Source organism: Citrobacter sp. MGH110 (assembly GCF_001037515.1).
In the GTDB taxonomy this organism is placed as follows: domain Bacteria; phylum Pseudomonadota; class Gammaproteobacteria; order Enterobacterales; family Enterobacteriaceae; genus Citrobacter; species Citrobacter portucalensis.
Map to the genome: position 1 here is coordinate 2663977 of NZ_KQ089830.1, position 18623 is coordinate 2682599.

Annotated in this window: 15 protein-coding genes and 1 tRNA gene; 2 read left to right on the top strand and 14 right to left on the bottom strand. The window is 47.8% G+C overall.

Going from position 1 to position 18623, the window contains the following annotated elements; translation table 11 throughout:
* Positions 1–2 precede the first annotated feature (2 nt).
* The 11 genes from SK38_RS12625 to proB all read right to left on the bottom strand — a co-directional run bounded on the left by SK38_RS12625 (position 3) and on the right by proB (position 13074).
* Positions 3–78: transfer RNA gene (locus tag SK38_RS12625), tRNA-Thr, on the bottom strand.
* Between the two features lie 165 nt (positions 79–243).
* Entirely contained in the window at positions 244–708 is a 465-nt protein-coding gene (locus SK38_RS12630) for a methyltransferase family protein (protein WP_048236038.1), read from the bottom strand.
* A 265-nt stretch (positions 709–973) separates the two neighbouring features.
* Positions 974–2422 (bottom strand): EAL domain-containing protein, encoded by a 1449-nt coding sequence (locus SK38_RS12635; protein WP_048236039.1) that lies wholly within the window; start codon positions 2420–2422, stop codon positions 974–976.
* 512 nt (positions 2423–2934) lie between these two features.
* Entirely contained in the window at positions 2935–3630 is a 696-nt protein-coding gene (locus SK38_RS12640) for a fimbrial biogenesis chaperone (RefSeq protein WP_048226424.1), read from the bottom strand.
* Positions 3627–5234 carry a fimbrial protein gene (locus tag SK38_RS12645; RefSeq protein WP_048236040.1) on the bottom strand — a complete coding sequence of 536 codons (1608 nt, stop codon included), beginning with the start codon at positions 5232–5234 and terminating at the stop codon, positions 3627–3629. The genes SK38_RS12640 and SK38_RS12645 overlap by 4 nt, the downstream gene beginning before the upstream one ends.
* Positions 5235–5244: 10 nt before the next feature.
* A complete protein-coding gene (locus SK38_RS12650; RefSeq protein ID WP_048236041.1) occupies positions 5245–7737 on the bottom strand; it encodes a CS1-pili formation C-terminal domain-containing protein in 2493 nt (830 codons plus the stop codon).
* A gap of 58 nt (positions 7738–7795) precedes the next feature.
* Positions 7796–8473 (bottom strand): EcpB family pilus assembly chaperone, encoded by a 678-nt coding sequence (locus SK38_RS12655; RefSeq protein ID WP_048236042.1) that lies wholly within the window; start codon positions 8471–8473, stop codon positions 7796–7798.
* Between the two features lie 52 nt (positions 8474–8525).
* A complete protein-coding gene (gene ecpA, locus SK38_RS12660) occupies positions 8526–9113 on the bottom strand; it encodes a common pilus major fimbrillin subunit EcpA (protein ID WP_003830835.1) in 588 nt (195 codons plus the stop codon).
* A 597-nt stretch (positions 9114–9710) separates the two neighbouring features.
* The gene (locus tag SK38_RS12665) at positions 9711–10430 is read right to left on the bottom strand and encodes a Crp/Fnr family transcriptional regulator (RefSeq protein ID WP_048236043.1); all 720 of its coding nucleotides are present in this window, start codon (positions 10428–10430) and stop codon (positions 9711–9713) included.
* 278 nt (positions 10431–10708) lie between these two features.
* Positions 10709–11959, bottom strand: coding sequence for a glutamate-5-semialdehyde dehydrogenase (gene proA / locus SK38_RS12670; protein WP_048236044.1), 1251 nt, complete (start codon positions 11957–11959; stop codon positions 10709–10711).
* An 11-nt stretch (positions 11960–11970) separates the two neighbouring features.
* The gene (proB, locus tag SK38_RS12675) at positions 11971–13074 is read right to left on the bottom strand and encodes a glutamate 5-kinase (RefSeq protein ID WP_048236045.1); all 1104 of its coding nucleotides are present in this window, start codon (positions 13072–13074) and stop codon (positions 11971–11973) included.
* Positions 13075–13363: 289 nt separating this feature from the next.
* Here proB and phoE point away from each other — a divergent pair, with 289 nt between their 5' ends.
* Positions 13364–14419, top strand: coding sequence for a phosphoporin PhoE (phoE, locus tag SK38_RS12680; protein WP_003830831.1), 1056 nt, complete (start codon positions 13364–13366; stop codon positions 14417–14419).
* 181 nt (positions 14420–14600) lie between these two features.
* Here the strand turns inward: phoE and crl are convergent, their stop codons facing one another.
* The 3 genes from crl to gpt all read right to left on the bottom strand — a co-directional run bounded on the left by crl (position 14601) and on the right by gpt (position 16863).
* Positions 14601–15002 carry a sigma factor-binding protein Crl gene (gene crl / locus SK38_RS12685; protein WP_008783790.1) on the bottom strand — a complete coding sequence of 134 codons (402 nt, stop codon included), beginning with the start codon at positions 15000–15002 and terminating at the stop codon, positions 14601–14603.
* A gap of 57 nt (positions 15003–15059) precedes the next feature.
* Entirely contained in the window at positions 15060–16304 is a 1245-nt protein-coding gene (gene frsA, locus SK38_RS12690) for an esterase FrsA (protein ID WP_048214870.1), read from the bottom strand.
* Positions 16305–16404: 100 nt separating this feature from the next.
* The gene (gene gpt / locus SK38_RS12695; RefSeq protein ID WP_003031380.1) at positions 16405–16863 is read right to left on the bottom strand and encodes a xanthine phosphoribosyltransferase; all 459 of its coding nucleotides are present in this window, start codon (positions 16861–16863) and stop codon (positions 16405–16407) included.
* Between the two features lie 261 nt (positions 16864–17124).
* On the opposite strand from gpt, the gene pepD reads away from it, so the two are divergent.
* Positions 17125–18582: a cytosol nonspecific dipeptidase gene (pepD, locus tag SK38_RS12700; RefSeq protein WP_008783788.1), complete on the top strand. Its 1458-nt coding sequence runs from the start codon at positions 17125–17127 to the stop codon at positions 18580–18582.
* The last annotated feature ends 41 nt before the right edge of the window (positions 18583–18623 follow it).

Sequence of the window (18623 nt, forward strand, 5' to 3'; positions counted from 1 at the left end):
AATGGTGCCGATAATAGGAGTCGAACCTACGACCTTCGCATTACGAATGCGCTGCTCTACCAACTGAGCTATATCGGCCCTGATAAGGACATGCCCACGAATGTGAACACGGGGTAGAAGGTTAAAACTAACCGGGCGATGCGTCAATGGCCTTGCGAATCAAACGCCTATTTTTGCATCATCCGGATTCAATTACGCACGAATCGTGTCGTCACAGGTGTCCTGGTACGCGGCAAGGGAATTCTATAACCAGCGGCGAACACGCTGCTCATAGCGTATCCATTCCGGCCCGAAATGTTTTCGCAGTTGTTCCTCTTCAAAATCAATATGTAATCTGGCAACCACCAGTATAAACAGCGGTGCAGCCAATATTCCAATCAGGCTACCAATGTAGAGAGCAAAAGCTAACTGGAGTCCACTCATTCCAAGATAGATTGGATTGCGGCTCCAGGCATAACATCCGCCAGTAACAAGCGTGGTCGATTTCTCTGCATGCAGTGGGTTTAGCGTCGTACGTTTCTTCCGCATCTGCCACGCGGTATGCAGTATCATCGCCAGACTGACGCTAGCCAACAATGCACTTATTACGATAGTCACCGCGCCAAATGTGAAACGCGGGATCGCCGTCAACGCATCCGCGATGAGGAATAATAACAGGATGAGTGGTGGTGGAAGCCAGACTCTTAATTTTGTCAGGAAATGACGCATGGCTGCGGGCAAACCTCAGTACCTGTTTGATTAACGCTGATATCACTATAAATACCCCGTTTAAGATACATAAACAAACGGTGCGTACTTCACTGTAGGACTTTTTACTTAACCAGACAGACAGGCAGCGATGCAAAGACGCCCATACCAGAGGCGTCTGCCCCTGGTGTTTAGGAAAAAATCATGCTGCAGGCCATGTCAGCTCAGAGCACATACTCGTTTAAAGGTTTTACCCTTCATATGTAAAAACCGTGTCAAAAATGAATTACGTAGATAAAGGTGAATCCGACGCTGATTCAAACAAATCTACAGACTGCTGGTAATACCGGATAAAATCATTAAATGTCACTGGCGGTAGAAACTGATACCCCTGCAGATAGTCAACATTATTTTTTCCCAGCCATTGTTGCTGATAGTCATTTTCAACGCCCTCAGCCACCGTACGTAACCCCATAAGTCCTGAAAGGTGAGTAATTGACTCGAGCATAGGGATATATTGATCAGCCTCTTTAATTTCCTTAATGAAGCTTTTATCAATTTTGATTACATCAAGGTCTAACTCATTGAGATAGCAGAGATTAGCGTATCCAGTACCAAAATCATCCAAAGCGAACAAAACACCTTTATTTCGTAACGAACGAATAAGTTCTTTGATTGCAGGAGTGATCGTGAACGTCTGGTTCTCTGTTATCTCTATCATCAATTTTATCGGCAGACCTTGCGTTATCTCCATAAAATTAAGGCATTCCCAATAGAATACGGGATTATTTAAACCTGACGGACTGACATTAAAAGAAACGAACAGAGTTTTATTAATGCTTGCGCCTCCAGAGACCAGATTGCGCGCAACAGCGGTCATTAAATAGCTAGTTAACTCATTGATTAAGCCACTTTTTTCAGCCAATGGAATAAACTCTCGCTGAGAAATAGCATAGTTATGTCCCTGTGGCCAACGAGCCAATACCTCAACACCACAAACGTCGCCCCTGATATTCACGATGGGCTGAAAATAAGGAATGATCTCCTCATTCCTTATTGCCATACTCAGTCTACTAGTATCCGAAAAATCATATGCGCCAGTGTAAACTGCATCCCCATTCACATTATTATTGATTATAGAGCTTTCATTTAATAAATTATTTCGGGTTAAAAAGATAACAGTTTCATTAAAATTGGAAAAGCCGAGGCGAGCAGTAATTTTATCCCGATATCGATACACTGACTTAATTGTTAGCGAATTAGCAATACAGAAATCATGCAGTTTTTCTTTTGTGAATGATGAATACAGCATTTCTTCTTCAAATTCAGTCAAGTTAAAAGTAAACATCGGTGAATCTTTATTGACTTCCACAACTTTGTTAGGTGCCAATAGACTCTCTTTTAATTGAGCGATCAACTGCTCCGACAATTCCGCCCCATTGATAAAGGAATATTCTTCATATCCCCGATTAACAGGCAGAGTTTCGCACATCCGCAGAACAATACAGTGTATGTTGATGAACTGTGTACTGTTTCTCTGAAGCCATTTTTTGACCAATAATAATGGCAACCGGTTATCGATCACCAGCAAGCAGGACGGATATTGCGACATAACTGACTGCGTGCCAGAAATAAATGTCCGTGCATCGACCAATACCAGATTTGGTAACCATGCTTTTATTCCTGAAAAAAGGAAAGTATCATAACTGAGCAGAAAAATTTTTTTCGTATTCATAGTTATCACCAACTTAAATTTATGGCATAGCAGGTCCCTCGATCTATTCACGAGAGAATATACAACACCTTCGACCTCCAATAATCATAAGGCGATTCGTGATATAACTTTATCCATAAGCCATATCACGTAAATTCAGAATTTATAATCACAGTTATCCATATGAGTATTCTCATCACACCGTAAGTTCCATTTAAAAATTGAAAAAGAAAAATCTCCATTTCTTAATCAGTACAAATCCCTTTACTCACTTTCACTTCATTACAAAACAAAAAGCTATAAATACAAAATTTACAAAACATATAACTACAATGGCCAACAGAATAACATATTACCGTAGTTTATGCTGACCGACAAACTAAGAGAGGATGTCGTAGATCTTGTATTCATAAACATTTCCGGCAATATGCACGACATATTGTTTCATCGACTCTAAATTTATTGCTACATTTTCTATAGCGAGTGACAGTATAGGTTCAATATATAATCAGGGCATATTGGTTCAGCCCCCCCTAATGATTAAGTTTTAAGCAACCCTGACCAACGGGTAGGTATTTCTGCAACGCTACGATAAATTTCCGGTTTTTTGTTTTCAACTCACTACTATGCCAGGTCTCCCCCGGTAACACATAACGCATGGTGGCTTCATCATCAGTTGAGTGACACCCCTGGTGTACGATAATTTTGAAAAAAGTATTCCCTGTGTTTTTCAACGTCCCGTTTATCTCATCAATGGTGTAGGCCAGGTTCATTTTCCTCGGACGAACGACCAATATGGTATCCATAGCGATCACCGGGAGAGCCTGTCCGCCTTTCCCTTGATTACGCTCGGTAAACAGCGTTATCGGCATTTCACGAAACAGTATTCGGTAATAGCGTTCTTTATCATCCTGCGGGCCACGATAGAAAATCTTAAAAAACTCACTTGCCTGCGGTGCCAGTGAAAAACGGAGCGGAGTAAACAAAAGTTCGCCTTCGGCAATAGCACTTCTGTTTTCACCTCCCGGTCCCGGTTTATCTATTTTAACTGCGCTAATACTGTACACGTTCTGTTTCTGGCTATCGTTATAGATTCGTTTACTGATAAATGATTTATCCGATGGCATCTCATAAATAGTCGACTCCAGGTAGACGGCCTGTGCGGAGAACACCGCCAGCCCGGAAAGCAAGGCCAATATCCATCTTAGCGCCAAACGACAGTGGCTCATGGCGTCACTCCCACCCAGTTCGCCGTCACTTTTATCTCTCCGCTGGCACTGACAACACCTTCCCAATCCGCACCGGAAACGGTCAACATCGAACGCGAATCATTCATTGGGAAAAGCAATTTTAAATCAGTCGCAAAGTAGCTTCCATCATCTGTATTATTTGCGTCCCAGGGCGTCTGTTGCCATTGCGCATCTCTCATGCTGATTGCCGCTTCACTACAACTATTTCGTTTCTGTACCACGCCACCCGACTGACTGTTGTACTGAAGGAAGGCGGGAATGGGGACAGATAACCCACCTTGCGTAGAGGTGAACAGGCAATAAGGCACATTGTTTATCGTCGTACTTTCCCCAATAACTTGTGCGGTAATGCTATCAGCCTGACGAGGCCCCGAGACCGTCACGGTGTAATCCATCTCAATCGGAGCGGTCTCGCCAATTGTGCCGCTGCCGCTTGCCGAGGTGCTGTTATCCGATGAGATAATACTGATCCCATATTCCTTTGGAACAATATTGAGCTGTAGCGAAGGAGTAAACTGGTAATACCCCGACTCTGGCGTCACGCTATTTGTAAAAGCAAATGTAAATGGTTGGCTGTTGGTGATACTGACGCCACGATCCACCATATTTTTCAGGAATGTTTTCGACAGAAAAACATAGACATACTCACCACTATTACTAAAAACATTATAATAAACCGACGTCGAGCTAAAGTTAGTCCAGGTTTGACCATCACCAGAATATTTTATTGTGGCAGCCGCAGGCGTAAAACCGAGCAAACCGCTATCTGCGTACATACGAATACGTAGTGAAGCCGTCAGATTGCTGGTTTGATTTAAATTATATGAAATCATCTTACAGATAACGCCATCTTCACGACTGACCACACCCAGCTCACAATAACCACTGTCTTTAGTGATGCTCGGGGTGCCATCACTGGCAACCCATAACTCCTGAAATGCATTGGTAGAAACCAAAGATAAATGACCTATTTTATTTAATGTATAAGGTCTGATATACCAATTACCGCTGCTCTGGTCTTTACAACGTTGCCCAGCCGCATAATCATAGTCAATCGTGGTTCGACAAAAATTAAGGTTATATGTCTCTGCGCTTCCGACCGACATATTGCGGAAGTATTCATACGCCGAGTCTGTCAGCGATGCAAAACCATAGTATCCACCGGCGATTCCGGATCCGGTTGCTTTGGTGTGATAAAAACCAAATTGATCGGTTAGCTCGGCAGCAATATAGCCAGATGCAGGGCAATTAGCACCAGTAGTGCAACGAATACCCCGGAATGGTTCACTGATTGGCGAATTATCAATCCACATATCTTTATAATATGAGATATTGGCTACCCAACCAACGATACCCATATATCCCAGGCTATCCTGGTCGTTTCCATATTTTACCCAGGTGTTCGACCCACTAATGCGAGGATCGAGAGAGGACGGGGTAATAAAGTATTCGTTATCAACATTGTTTTCTATAAACAAATAGTTGTTGTTGACCGCCGCCTGAGTGGAAGCCGAGAGCGCCCAGGCGGATGGAGATAACGCGGCAAAGACACAGCCGAGAATAAGGGAAAGAGATTTATTCATTATTAATACCTTATCGTTGTGCCATCGTGGTTTGCGTTGCACATTTCACATCGCCAACCCACGCAGCGCCGCGTGCTTTTTCCAGATCCAGATCGGCTTCACATACCCTGCCATTGGCAGAAATTAACGTAATAACCGGATACTTTTTATCAATATCGATAGCAAACTCACCTTTTGCATCCGTACGTGTTTTACCGATGTGGTTATGAATATCGGTATTTGCAGCCAACTGTCCATCGGGATAACGAATGCGACCGAATACGGTGACCATGCTTTTCACTTCAGGGTTGATAACTCCCACGTTACCCGGATATAGCGTCAGCTCCTGTTTGCGTCCTGAAACAATATCGAAGCTGTCCTCAGAGTTTTTATCATTGAGGATTTCCAGCTTGTACTGAGCATAGGGCGGCAGTGCAATGAAATTTGATTTACCGCTGAGACGATAATTGCGGTTATTAATCTTCGCAGCCAGTTTCCCCTCGCCGGTCAAATCTGTTTTTACGATAACGCCAGAACGCTGCCTCTCTTTACTCAGACCGAAGTCTTTACCTGCCCATGCCAGAGAACCTTGGGAAGAGAAGTTCATATTGGTGGAGTTGTCAGCAGAACGTGTTACCGATACGGTGCCAGCGTTATATTTCGTGTCATAACTTAGATTGCCGTTTACCGAATAATTATTGTCGTAATACTGTTCACCACTCAGACGCGTTGATGCAGATAATCCGACCGATTTAATCGGCCCTTCAGCATACTGTTTTCGTGCACTGAGATTACCCTGGGTGCTGCCATAGCGATCTCGGGAGACGCCCATGCTCAACCAGGTCGCCAACGGCAACGATAAGTCCAGGCTGACATAACGTTCCTGTCGCCCATCGTCATTTCGGTTGTTGTAGTAATAACGCTGAATTCCTGCACGTAACCCAATCATGGCATACCTTCCAGAATAAAGAGTCGTGTTGTAATCCAGATTACGGTATTTATTGCCTGAGTAACGATTCTCCGTCTGACTCACGGTGAGTGAACCACCATGAGGAATAAACTTTCCGAGGTTAAGAGTTCCGCCAATGGAATAGTTATCACGCTCCTGCATAGGCAAGCGATCGCCAATTTTACTGTCTTCACGAGATGCCCAAAGGGAACCATATCCCTCAGGGACATTGAGATTAATGTTACTGATGTTTCGCCATGATGAATCGTTCGCTACCAACATCTGATTGCCAATACTGACGTATTCATTCACATTCAGCGTGACATCCGTTTCATTAACCGCATTGTTGTCAAAACCGTAGATCGTTGATTTCAGGCCCAGCCCCGACAATATCGCCAGCGTCACCGATGCGGCCCCCCCGGCAATCCAGGTCTGTTCACTACCCAAATCCTGATAGTGGTTACGCTTATAGCTCACCCGATCATAATCCAGCGAACCACCAAAAAACTGCCATGAGAGCTGATGAACTCCGGCAGCTTGTTGGCGAGCAAAGATCTTATTAACCCGGCTGACACGACTATTAATTGTCCGCCCATTGACCACGATATCTACCGTGACGTCGTAAACACCATACGGAAAGCGACTGGTATCAATTTCATAGCTGCCCATATTAAAGTTCTGCACGCTGAGCAAACGTCCATCGCGGAAGACATGAACCTCACCAGCGGCTGGCAAAAATACGGTAATCGGCGTGAGTGAAAGCGCGGTATTCTCAACAACCGTACTTCCTTTGTTCCCGTAGCTCACACCGTAAATTTTCCCACCATTCAGCGCATTCAGGCTGGCAATAGACTGGACATTCCATGTATCAAGCATCCCCAGCGCCAGTCGATACCCTTCATAATCGCGCTCATACATCGCACGATAAAGTTTACTGGTACCATTGCTGTCACCGATGCCGTAAAACGAACCGTTAACATTAATGTGGTGCTCCCGCAGCGATGTTGTATTGTCCATCGTCAGATAGCTGCGGGTACTGCTGCCATTTCGGTAATCGTTATAGTAGGTACCAAAGTTGTAGTTCAGGACGTTAGACAGAGTTTCAACGCTGGAAGGTCCAAGCAAGCTACTGCGCGCGACAATCGCTTCAGTTAACGCATCTTTGCTGACAATCATCTCCAGGTGAAATGATGAGACATTAAGTTGCAGTCGAGCATCATCTGACAGTTCAATATTCGTATTATCGTGAAACTTTACATCACGGATTTTTTCCACTAACGCGCGGGTTTTCTCGGATAACACAGCATTATTGGGCAATTCAGCAAGAGTCAGTGCTTTAACTGTAATATTGCCATCAACAAGCGAAATCACCGCATCGGCAATTTTTTGCTGACTTTTCTCATCAGTCTCGTTGTAACGTATATATACCGGCACCGTCATTCCCTGCTCCAGTGAACGAGCGAAAGCGCTGGGAATAACGTAATTACCCACTTTTACTGGGGCTGCATGTGAAGTTCCTGGTGTCAGCGCAAGAAAAAGACAAATGCTACCGCCAACAATATATGTTGTTGTCATATGCATCCTTACAATCCGGTATTTTTATTTTTCCCGTACAGATGGCTGCTATTGACCATCACTTCACTGTAATAAACTGCTTACCGTGCCAGATCCCAATGCGTGAGCGGCTATTACTAATGTCGGTGAACTGCAGTTTTATTTTTGTACCTGGCATAATGTAATAACGTTCACGACAGCCCCGCCCCTGATCGCGAGCATTATCTTTGCAAGCCCCATAGGCGATTACTCGAAATGAAACATTGCCAGTATTGCTAATAACATCACCATTACGATTATATTCAAAACGCTCTTTTCGCGGCGCAACAACCAAAATCGTGCCAATTTCTGCTGACGCTGTCGCAACAGCCAATTTATTGGCCCTGGTTTCCGCGCTCTCGGTGACCGGCTCATCTATCCATTGCAGACGATAATAACGCTCGACATCATCAGCTGGCCCTTTATAAAAGAAGCGAAAAACATCCTTTGCCTGACCAGGCAGAATTAGATTGGCAGGCGTAGAGAGTAATTCCCCGGAATTAACGGGTTTTATTTCGACTCCGCCCGCTAAAGGTGATGACAGTTTTTTTACCGATACGCTGACATAACGAGCCGAATCTGTCGTATTAGTAATTTCTTTCGATAATGAACTCTCAGAAGAAGTCATTATCGACGTGATATCACCAACGTTAATTGCCCAGCTGGAAAAAGAGATTACCAACCCTACCAACATTGCTGCCGGTAAATATTTATTCATGACACCATTCCTGATAAATTCGGGAGAATTTCTCCTCCCGAAATTTTATTTCTTAGGCGGACGGAGTCGTCCAGGTTGCATTGAACTGTACTTTTACATCACCAGTCCAATAGCCGTCTGGCAGTGCAGAGTAATCCGTTACCGGCGTGCTACCATCAGAAGTCGCAGACGCAATGGTGAATTTGAAGTTGGATTGATCGCTGACGCGGTCAGCACCGTTGTAAGCGCCATCAGCCATCAGGCTTTCAAGACCAGAAGTCGAGCTGGAATTTACCAGGACAGTATCTGATGAATTAGTCAACGCGGTGCCATTCCATGCCACCCCTACGTTCAGGGTAGACGCATCGCCACTGGCGTTGGTCAGAGTATTGCTAATAATCTGAGCGGTCAGTTCAAAATCAGTTGCCGTTTCCTGGCCCTGAATAGTCACATCAAACGCGCCATCCTGGGAGTTGAAGCCATTCAGACCTTCCGCATACTGGAAAGTCAAAGAGTTCAGCGGAGTGACGACCAACATGCTGGTGGTATCTTTTGTTGCCGTCGCGTCCCACGAGGCCGTTGCAGAAGCAGTGACATCTGCCATTGCATTTGCCGCAACAAATACAGACGCCAGAGAGGTCACTAATAATAATTTTTTCATTTTTATCTTCTCCTAAGAACAAACTCACCACCGAGTCTTATTATTAAGTCACTCCAGCGGTTCCATTAATTGCGAGCCAGAATTGCCGCGCCCAAAAATTATCATTTGAATTAAGTAACATCTCAACAAACCCTGAAACGCAAAAATTACAAAAAGACTAAGAATTTTCCCACTAAAACGATAATCTAAGAAGTTTCCTAAGTTTAATTTACTTAAATAACACCATGAACCAGAACTATCACCCAAATAAATAAGGCAAATCAAACAATTCATCTTTTTTATGTTTTTGATAAATATCAAAAAGATCATACAAATACCACGAGAGCAAAACCCTTACAAAACATAAAGATAATTAACACCTCCATAGTTTCTCTATAATGCTTATTATTTGTTGCAATTATGCTAAATTTTTAACGCTGCAAGAAAATTCTCATGATATATCCATTTGCGAGGGAATATTCTTATAAAAAAACATTCACCTACAGAAACTACATTCTAATTGATAATTATTTGACAAAATTAAAACCAGGAATTTTCCATATAAAATGAATATTCCTGGCTTATCAGGAGAGATAATGATTATCGTTAAATAGAAAATTAGATAAAACGTTTTAAACCAAGATAACTATTAATAGTTACGGTACGTACCCTATGTAAGGTAATCAAATTCTGCTGTTCAAGTGACTTTAATGAGCGGCTAACGGTTTCAATTTTAAGATCGAGATAACTGGCAATTTCCTCGCGAGAAAATGGCAAGCGAAGCGTCGTTTCTGGCCTGCCGATGCGTAAATGCATCTCGTAAAATTCCACCAGGAAAGCCGCGATCCTGGCCTCAGCATGTTTATTCGCATAGCGCCGCAGTTTTTCAACAATGAATCCATTGTCCCTGCAGAGAAACTTTATGACTGCAGCAGCAACCGAAGGCTCCTTCTCTGCTACCTTGAACAACCGCGCAATATCAATGTGGCAAACCTCTGCAGCCGTTGCGGCCTGGATAGTTGTCAGATACTTCCCTCCTTCGACAGCATCCAGCGCCATGATATCTCCCGGAACATAAAAGCGGCTGATATAAACGTTATCGCCACATTCCACGCTGGACTTGCAGTACCCCTCATGGATAACAAAAAGCATCTCCGCGGTTTCATCCTGCCGAGCGAGTATCTCCCCAGCTTTAAACCGCCTTCTTTTGTCTATTAATTTGTATTGATTATCACGGTCAATCGCCGCTCCCTTTGGGCACAGCGAACAATGACGGGGAGGAAACGGGTTGCCAAGCGGCACAACAGGAATGCTAAGTTTGTGAATATCCGATTTCACGCAACAACTCCTCATAAAAATGAGATTGATTCTAATAGATCGGGCCATGGGAACAATACGTGAAACGAAGACCAGGAAAATTCATGCAGGCAGGGAAAATTCTGTGATACGCCGCCTTTCTGGCACCAGAGAATGCATAGGTCAGAACCAGACTGGTGCGGATGATGTTAAAAACGCAGGATAAAAAATGCGGCAGCGGGGTGAAGGTTAGAATTAACTGGGTGATGCCTTAATAGCCTTTTAAATCAGATGGCTATTATTACATCACCCAGTTTTAATTACGCACGAATCGTGTCGTCACCGAAGCCAACCCACTTATATGTGGTCAGTGCTTCCAGTCCCATTGGGCCACGTGCGTGCAGTTTTTGCGTGCTCACCGCCACTTCCGCACCCAGTCCGAACTGGCCGCCATCGGTAAAACGAGTAGAGGCGTTTACATACACGGCAGAAGAGTCCACTTCATTCACGAAACGGTTGGCGTTGCTGAGCGTGCGCGTCAGTATGGCGTCCGAGTGCTGGGTACCGTGTTCGCGAATATGGGCGATAGCACCATCCATATTTTCGACCACCACAACGTTCAGATCCAGAGACAGAAACTCGTTATCCAGCTCTTCCGGTTTTAGTGGCACCAGTTTGGCAGGGCCATGCAGAACCTGCATCACAATTTCATCACCGTGCAGCGTAACACCGCTATCCGCCATCTTTTGGCTTAACGCAGGCAGGAAACGCTCAGCAATATCCTGATGCACCAGCAGAGTTTCTACAGTGTTACAGGTGCTTGGACGCTGGGTTTTGGCGTTAACGATAATCTTCAGGGCCGGGGCGATCTCCGCGGTATCATCAACATAAATATGGCATACGCCAATACCGCCGGTGATGACCGGGATGGTCGACTGCTCACGGCACAGCTTATGCAGACCCGCGCCACCGCGAGGGATCAGCATATCGATGTACTTATCCATCCGCAGCATTTCAGCGACCAGCGCGCGGTCCGGGTTATCAATTGACTGTACGGCAGCCGCGGGTAAACCGCAGGCTTCCAGCGCCTTTTGGATAACAGCCACGGTGGCGGCGTTGGTCCGGTAGGTCTCTTTCCCACCGCGCAGAATCACCGCATTGCCGGTTTTCAGGCACAGTGAGGCAACGTCAACGGTGACGTTTGGACGCGCTTCATAAATCACGCCAATCACGCCCAGCGGGACGCGACGACGCTCCAGACGCAGACCGCTATCCAGCAGGCCGCCGTCAATCACCTGCCCTACCGGGTCGGCAAGATTACAGACCTGGCGCACATCGTCAGCAATCGCTTTCAGACGCGCCGGCGTCAGCGCCAGGCGGTCGAGCATCGCTTCGCTCAGGCCGTTGGCTCGCGCCTGCTCAACATCTTGTACGTTCGCGCTGAGGATGCTTTCCGTTTGCGCTTCCAGCTCATCAGCAATGGTTTCCAGTACGCGATTTTTTTCGCGACTGGAGAGCAGCGCCAGCTTGTATGACGCGGCTTTGGCAGCAATGCCCATTTGTTCCAGCATATGCCTGTTCCTTAACGGGTGATCATGTCGTCGCGATGGACAGCAACCGGACCGTATTCATAGCCCAGGATGGTGTCGATCTGTTGTGAGTGGTGTCCGGCAATACGGCGCAGCGCGTCGCTGTTATAGCGGGTGACGCCGTGGGCAATATCGCGCCCTTCGAGATTGCAGATGCGGATCACTTCACCACGAGAAAAGTTACCTGTCACGCTTTTAATGCCTTTTGGCAGTAATGAGCTGCCGCGTTCCAGAATTGCTGCGGTCGCGCCCTCATCGACGGTAATCTCTCCGGCAGGCGGCGCGCCAAAGATCCAGCGTTTACGGTTCTCCAGCGGAGAGGCTTGAGCATGAAAACGCGTCCCAACGGAAACGCCTTCCATCACGTCGCCAATCACGCCCGGCTTGCTGCCTGCGGCAATAATGGTGTCAATCCCGGCGCGGCATGCGACATCGGCGGCCTGCAGTTTTGTGCCCATGCCGCCGGTTCCCAGACCTGAGACGCTATCCCCGGCAATGGCGCGCAGCGCATCATCAATGCCGTGCACGTCTTTAATCAGCTCAGCCTGCGGGTTGGTGCGTGGATCGGCGGTGAACAGCCCCTGCTGATCGGTCAACAGCAGCAGCTTATCGGCTCCAGCCAGAATTGCCGCCAGCGCGGAGAGGTTGTCGTTATCGCCGACTTTAATCTCGGCGGTCGCTACGGCGTCATTCTCATTAATGACAGGAACAATGTTGTTATCCAGCAGCGTGCGGAGCGTATCGCGGGCGTTGAGGAAGCGCTCTCTGTCTTCCATATCTGCACGCGTCAGCAGCATCTGCCCGATATGAATACCGTAAATCGAGAACAGCTGTTCCCACAGTTGAATCAGTCGGCTCTGCCCGACCGCCGCCAACAGCTGTTTCGAAGCTATCGTTGCCGGGAGCTCCGGGTAACCAAGATGCTCACGTCCGGCGGCAATCGCACCAGAGGTAACGATAACAATACGATGCCCTGCGGCATGGAGCTGCGCGCACTGGCGAACCAGTTCTACGATGTGGGCGCGGTTCAGGCGGCGGGATCCGCCCGTTAACACACTGGTGCCAAGTTTTACCACCAGCGTCTGGCTGTCACTCATGATTCTCTGCCATTCAAAATTGGGGAAAATGATATCAAACGAACGTTTTAGCAGGACTGGCCCCGGTTGCCAACAGCCAGCGCACAAAGCATGAAATTTTATTGCGCAGGATCAGCAAGCGTAGCGGCAGATTTTGACGCATTTATTACAGAAACAAAAAAACATCCTTTTTTAAAAATATTCTTACTTTGTCATAAAACGTTCATTGCCAGACGTTAAAAACCCTCCTGTCTTTTAACGGGGATCACACCCAGTGAATATTAGCGCGTACTTTTAATCAGGAATGAAAATGAAAAAGAGCACTCTGGCATTAGTGGTGATGGGAATTGTTGCGTCGGCATCCGTACAGGCAGCGGAAGTGTATAACAAGAACGGTAATAAGCTGGATTTGTACGGCAAAGTAAAAGCCATGCATTACATGACGGATTATGACAGCAAAGATGGTGACCAAAGCTATATCCGTTTAGGTTTTAAAGGTGAAACGCAAATTAACGATCAACTAACCGGTTATGGTCGTTGGGAAGCAGAGTTTGCCGGCAATAAAGCTGAAAGCGACTCTAACCAACAAAAAACACGTCTGGCCTTCGCCGGTGTGAAATTAAAAGATTTTGGCTCGTTTGATTATGGTCGTAACCTGGGCGCGCTGTATGATGTGGAAGCCTGGACCGATATGTTCCCGGAATTTGGTGGCGACTCCTCCGCACAGACCGATAACTTTATGACCAAACGCGCCAGCGGTCTGGCAACTTACCGTAACACCGACTTCTTCGGCGTCGTGGATGGCCTGGATCTGACCCTGCAATACCAGGGTAAAAACCAGGATCGCGATGTGAAAAAACAGAACGGCGACGGTTTTGGTACTTCTGTTACCTATGACTTTGGCGGCAGCGATTTCGCGGTGAGCGGCGCTTATACCAACTCCGATCGTACCAACCAGCAGAATCTGCAAACTCGCGGTACGGGTGATAAAGCTGAAGCCTGGGCAACCGGCTTAAAATATGATGCTAACGATATTTATATTGCGACGTTCTATTCTGAAACACGCAATATGACGCCAATTTCCGGCGGCTTCGCCAATAAAACACAGAACTTCGAAGCGGTTGTTCAGTACCAGTTTGACTTTGGTCTGCGTCCGTCACTGGGTTATGTGCTTTCTAAAGGGAAAGATATTGAAGGCGTCGGCAATGAAGACCTGGTGAATTATATCGACGTGGGCGCAACGTATTATTTCAACAAAAATATGTCCGCGTTTGTTGACTATAAAATCAACCAGCTGGATAGCGATAATAAACTGGGCATCAACGATGATGACATCGTTGCTGTCGGTATGGTCTACCAGTTCTAATTATACCCGTCATATTTCAAGCTGCATGTGCGTTGGCTTTCCTCGCTCACCCCAGTCACGTACTTATGTACGCTCCTGGGGATTCGCTGCGTCGCCGCCTTCCTGCAACTCGAATTATTTAGGGTATAGCATAAAAAAATGCCGGATGGGGTTGCGCCGCCATCCGGCATTTTACTGTTCATTATGCCGTTAACTTAACCGGTTCATCCTTAAAGTCGTCAGCAGGTTCCAGCGCCAGATTCAGCGTCGTCAACAAGCCACGTAATTTTTCATGGAATTCACGTAAGGTGTATTCCAGTCGCTCTACCACTTCAGTCTCTTTCACCGGCACCGCCGTCCAGTTACCGTCTTTATCAAACAAACCAAACTGATAGCTGTACGTGAAACGTTTTTCCTGCGCCTCCAGTTCCATCCACCAGCCCCAGAACTCGCGTTTCTCAGGGGCGGGTTTCACGTTGACGCAAACAGCCAGACAATCGAAAAAAAATCGATTATCTTCGCACTGCCCTTCCCGGATATACGGGCCAAGCGCGGTGAATTTCTTGATCAATCTACTTTTCGGATGCCCACTCGGTAACGTCATTACGATCTCCTTAGGTGAAGCACCTGTTTTACCAAATCGCTAAAATTTAGCAAACTTTTAACACAATCTCTGATTGATCCAACCGGTTATTTCCTGCAGCCCTTTGTCAAAATTGCGATACACCGGGTTGAAGGGGATCTCCAGTAGCTTACCGTCTGAAGATGAAGATGTGATTAAACGTGACTCTTCTTCCGGGCTAAACGGATCGTTCTTCCAGAATCCCGAGAGCATTGGCGTCGGGCAGCGTCGCCCCAGCAGGCCCTGCACTTTTAATGAATAGCGATTAAGTTCAACGCGCAGCGCTTCATCGGAGGCGTCATGCATCCCCAGGCGGCTAGCCAGTACATCAAGGTACATTTCCGGGACGCTCGCCTGACGCTGCGGGTCGCTAAGCAGCGCATGAACCACTGGCCCCAGACAGGCCACCGCCTTCAGACGCGATGATTCCAGATACGCCAGACGTACCGCTACGTTAGCGCCAAAGCGGAAACCGAAGGCCGCCACGCGGGTGTGATCCACCCAGGGAACATTAGGCAGCGCTTTTAATACATGCTGATGCAGCAGGCTGGAATCCTGAGTCAGTTTCCATTTTGACGAGAACCCAACCGACGGCATATCCAGCGTCAGCATGGCTATACCCCGTGGGGCAAAATAGCGCTCATACAGGGTGTAGTAATCCGTTTGCATGGAATCGAGACCACCACACATCAGCACCGTCGGGAACGGACCGTCACCTTTTGGCATATGTAAGAAGCCGGTGATCGGCGCACCGCCAGCGACGGGAAACTCCATCTCACGCAGCGTGCCCGGCAATCGCTGTGCGGCCTCTTCATAGGCGCGATTCGCCAAAGCCTGTGCCTGCTCTGCCAGCTCATCGCCTTTCAGGTGTGGGTAAGCGGCAATGTTGTACAACGTAGACGCATGCAGCCAGTGGCGTCCGCTCACCTGCGGATCCTCTTCCATAGACGCTTTCTGTTGCCAGTCCATCGCCTGCTTCGCCCACTCATAGATCCAGTTCCCACCGCGATAGCCGATAACCGTATCGTAGAGTTCTTTATCTGTACGCTCGGCTTCGCTCATCACGATACGTGCCTGCACCTCAAGGATTTCACGCGGGTCGACGCCGCGCCAGATCCACATCAGGCGATTCACCATGCGATACCAGTGCGGAATGGTTTTGCCATCCAGGGCAGATTGTACGGACGGCTGCGCGCCGTGATTAAAACGACGAACCAGTGTTGACGTTTCAGGGTGTTTGAAGCGGGGTTTAAACAGGACTTCGCTGAGGTTAGCCTGTGACATGATTGCAGCCTCCATGAGTACTCACTAAGGCATAGTGTAACCTGACACAGCACAAAAAGAACAACGCCCGGCAGTTGCCAGGCGTTGAAAACTTTTTAGATTAGCGACCAGAGATCGGCGGGACGAACACTACGCCCATATCCCACGGCTGCTCAATCCAGGTATCCTGAGGGATATCAACAACATAATCATTCACCAGCGGGCGACCAGCCGGCTTAGCGAAGATAGTGACGAAATGCGCTTTAGGATACATTTCGCGGATCGCAACGGCGGTACCTCCGGTGTCAACCAGGTCATCGATTACGATGAAACCTTCACCGTCGCCTTCGGCACGCTTCAGCACTTTCAGTTCGCGCTGGTTGTCGTGATCGTAGCTGGAGATGCATACGGTATCGACATGACGAATACCCAATTCACGCGCCAGCAATGCGCCCGGCACCAGACCACCACGGCTAACGGCAATAATGCCTTTCCATTGTTCAGAAGGCATCAGGCGGCTTGCCAGTTTACGTGCATGGATCTGCAACATGTCCCAGGTGACGACGTATTTTTCGCTCATGTGAAGTGTCCCAGCCTGTTTATCTACGGCTTAAAAAGTGTTCGAGGGGGAAATAGGTTGCGCGAGATTATAGAGATCTGACGCACTAAAAACCAGTGTTTCGCGGAATCCGCGCCTCTTTTTGCATGCTTTATGCTAGCCGTCAGCGGAGAAAGTGGTATTCTCAATCGCATCGCGCAAGCCTGACTTGTGGTGTTTTTAATTCTGCTAACCCCGTGGCCTGCAAGCAAGTTTTGTAGGACATCGCCAAGGAGACTCAACGTGTCTGAACTGTCTCAATTATCCCCGCAACCGCTATGGGATATTTTTGCCAAAATCTGTTCTATTCCTCATCCGTCCTATCATGAAGAGCAGCTCGCTGAACACATTCTGAGCTGGGCCCAAGAGAAAGGTTTCCACGTCGAGCGCGATCAAGTCGGTAATATCCTGATTCGCAAACCCGCTACCGCAGGCATGGAAAACCGCAAGCCGGTCGTTCTGCAGGCGCACCTGGATATGGTCCCGCAGAAAAACAACGACACCGTGCATGACTTCACTAAAGATCCTATCCAGCCTTATATTGACGGCGAATGGGTGAAAGCCCGTGGCACTACGCTGGGTGCGGATAACGGCATCGGTATGGCGTCTGCGCTGGCCGTTCTGGCTGATGACAGCGTAGTACACGGTCCGCTGGAAGTGCTGCTGACCATGACCGAAGAAGCGGGTATGGATGGCGCGTTTGGTCTGCAGGCTAACTGGCTGCAGGCAGATATCCTGATCAACACCGACTCAGAAGAAGAAGGTGAGATCTACATGGGTTGCGCAGGCGGTATCGACTTTACCTCTAACCTGCCGCTGTCCCGTGAAGCAATCCCGGCTGGATTCCAGAGCTTTAAGCTGACGTTAAAAGGCCTGAAAGGCGGTCACTCCGGCGGCGAAATCCACGTGGGTCTCGGTAACGCGAACAAACTGCTGGTACGCTTCCTGGCGGGCCACGCTGAAGAGCTGGATCTGCGTCTGGTTGATTTCAACGGCGGTACGCTGCGTAACGCGATTCCGCGTGAAGCCTTTGCTACCCTGGCCGTGGCTGCAGATAAAGTTGATGCGTTAAAAGCGCTGGTCAACACCTATCAGGAAATCCTGAAAAACGAACTGGAAGCCAAAGAGAAGAACCTGGCTCTGCTGCTGGATGCCGTAACTCAAGACAAAGCCGCGCTGACCGCTCAGTCTCGCGACAGCTTTGTGCGTCTGCTGAACGCCACCCCGAACGGTGTAATCCGCAACTCTGACGTCGCCAAAGGCGTGGTAGAGACCTCTCTGAACGTCGGCGTTGTCACCATGACTGACGACAACGTTGAAATTCACTGCCTGATCCGTTCCCTGATCGACAGCGGTAAAGACTACGTGGTGAGCATGCTGGATTCACTGGGTAAACTGGCTGGCGCGAAAACCCAGGCAAAAGGCGGATACCCAGGCTGGCAGCCGGATGCTAACTCTCCGGTTATGCACCTGGTTCGTGAAACCTATCAGCGTCTGTTCAACAAAACGCCGAATATCCAGATCATCCACGCTGGTCTGGAATGTGGTCTGTTCAAGAAACCGTATCCAGATATGGACATGGTTTCCATCGGGCCAACTATCACCGGTCCGCACTCCCCGGATGAGCAGGTTCACATCGAAAGCGTCGGCCATTACTGGACGCTGCTGACTGAACTGCTGAAGTCTATTCCGGCGAAGTAAGATTCTGCGCTAAATGCCGGATGACGCTACGTTTATCTGGC

Coding starts and splice junctions, on each gene's coding strand:
- SK38_RS12630 (WP_048236038.1), bottom strand. CDS start 708: ATGCGTCATTTCCTGACAAAATTAAGAGTCTGGCTTCCACCACCACTC.
- SK38_RS12635 (WP_048236039.1), bottom strand. CDS start 2,422: ATGAATACGAAAAAAATTTTTCTGCTCAGTTATGATACTTTCCTTTTT.
- SK38_RS12640 (WP_048226424.1), bottom strand. CDS start 3,630: ATGAGCCACTGTCGTTTGGCGCTAAGATGGATATTGGCCTTGCTTTCC.
- SK38_RS12645 (WP_048236040.1), bottom strand. CDS start 5,234: ATGAATAAATCTCTTTCCCTTATTCTCGGCTGTGTCTTTGCCGCGTTA.
- SK38_RS12650 (WP_048236041.1), bottom strand. CDS start 7,737: ATGACAACAACATATATTGTTGGCGGTAGCATTTGTCTTTTTCTTGCG.
- SK38_RS12655 (WP_048236042.1), bottom strand. CDS start 8,473: ATGAATAAATATTTACCGGCAGCAATGTTGGTAGGGTTGGTAATCTCT.
- ecpA (WP_003830835.1), bottom strand. CDS start 9,113: ATGAAAAAATTATTATTAGTGACCTCTCTGGCGTCTGTATTTGTTGCG.
- proA (WP_048236044.1), bottom strand. CDS start 11,959: ATGCTGGAACAAATGGGCATTGCTGCCAAAGCCGCGTCATACAAGCTG.
- proB (WP_048236045.1), bottom strand. CDS start 13,074: ATGAGTGACAGCCAGACGCTGGTGGTAAAACTTGGCACCAGTGTGTTA.
- phoE (WP_003830831.1), top strand. CDS start 13,364: ATGAAAAAGAGCACTCTGGCATTAGTGGTGATGGGAATTGTTGCGTCG.
- crl (WP_008783790.1), bottom strand. CDS start 15,002: ATGACGTTACCGAGTGGGCATCCGAAAAGTAGATTGATCAAGAAATTC.
- frsA (WP_048214870.1), bottom strand. CDS start 16,304: ATGTCACAGGCTAACCTCAGCGAAGTCCTGTTTAAACCCCGCTTCAAA.
- gpt (WP_003031380.1), bottom strand. CDS start 16,863: ATGAGCGAAAAATACGTCGTCACCTGGGACATGTTGCAGATCCATGCA.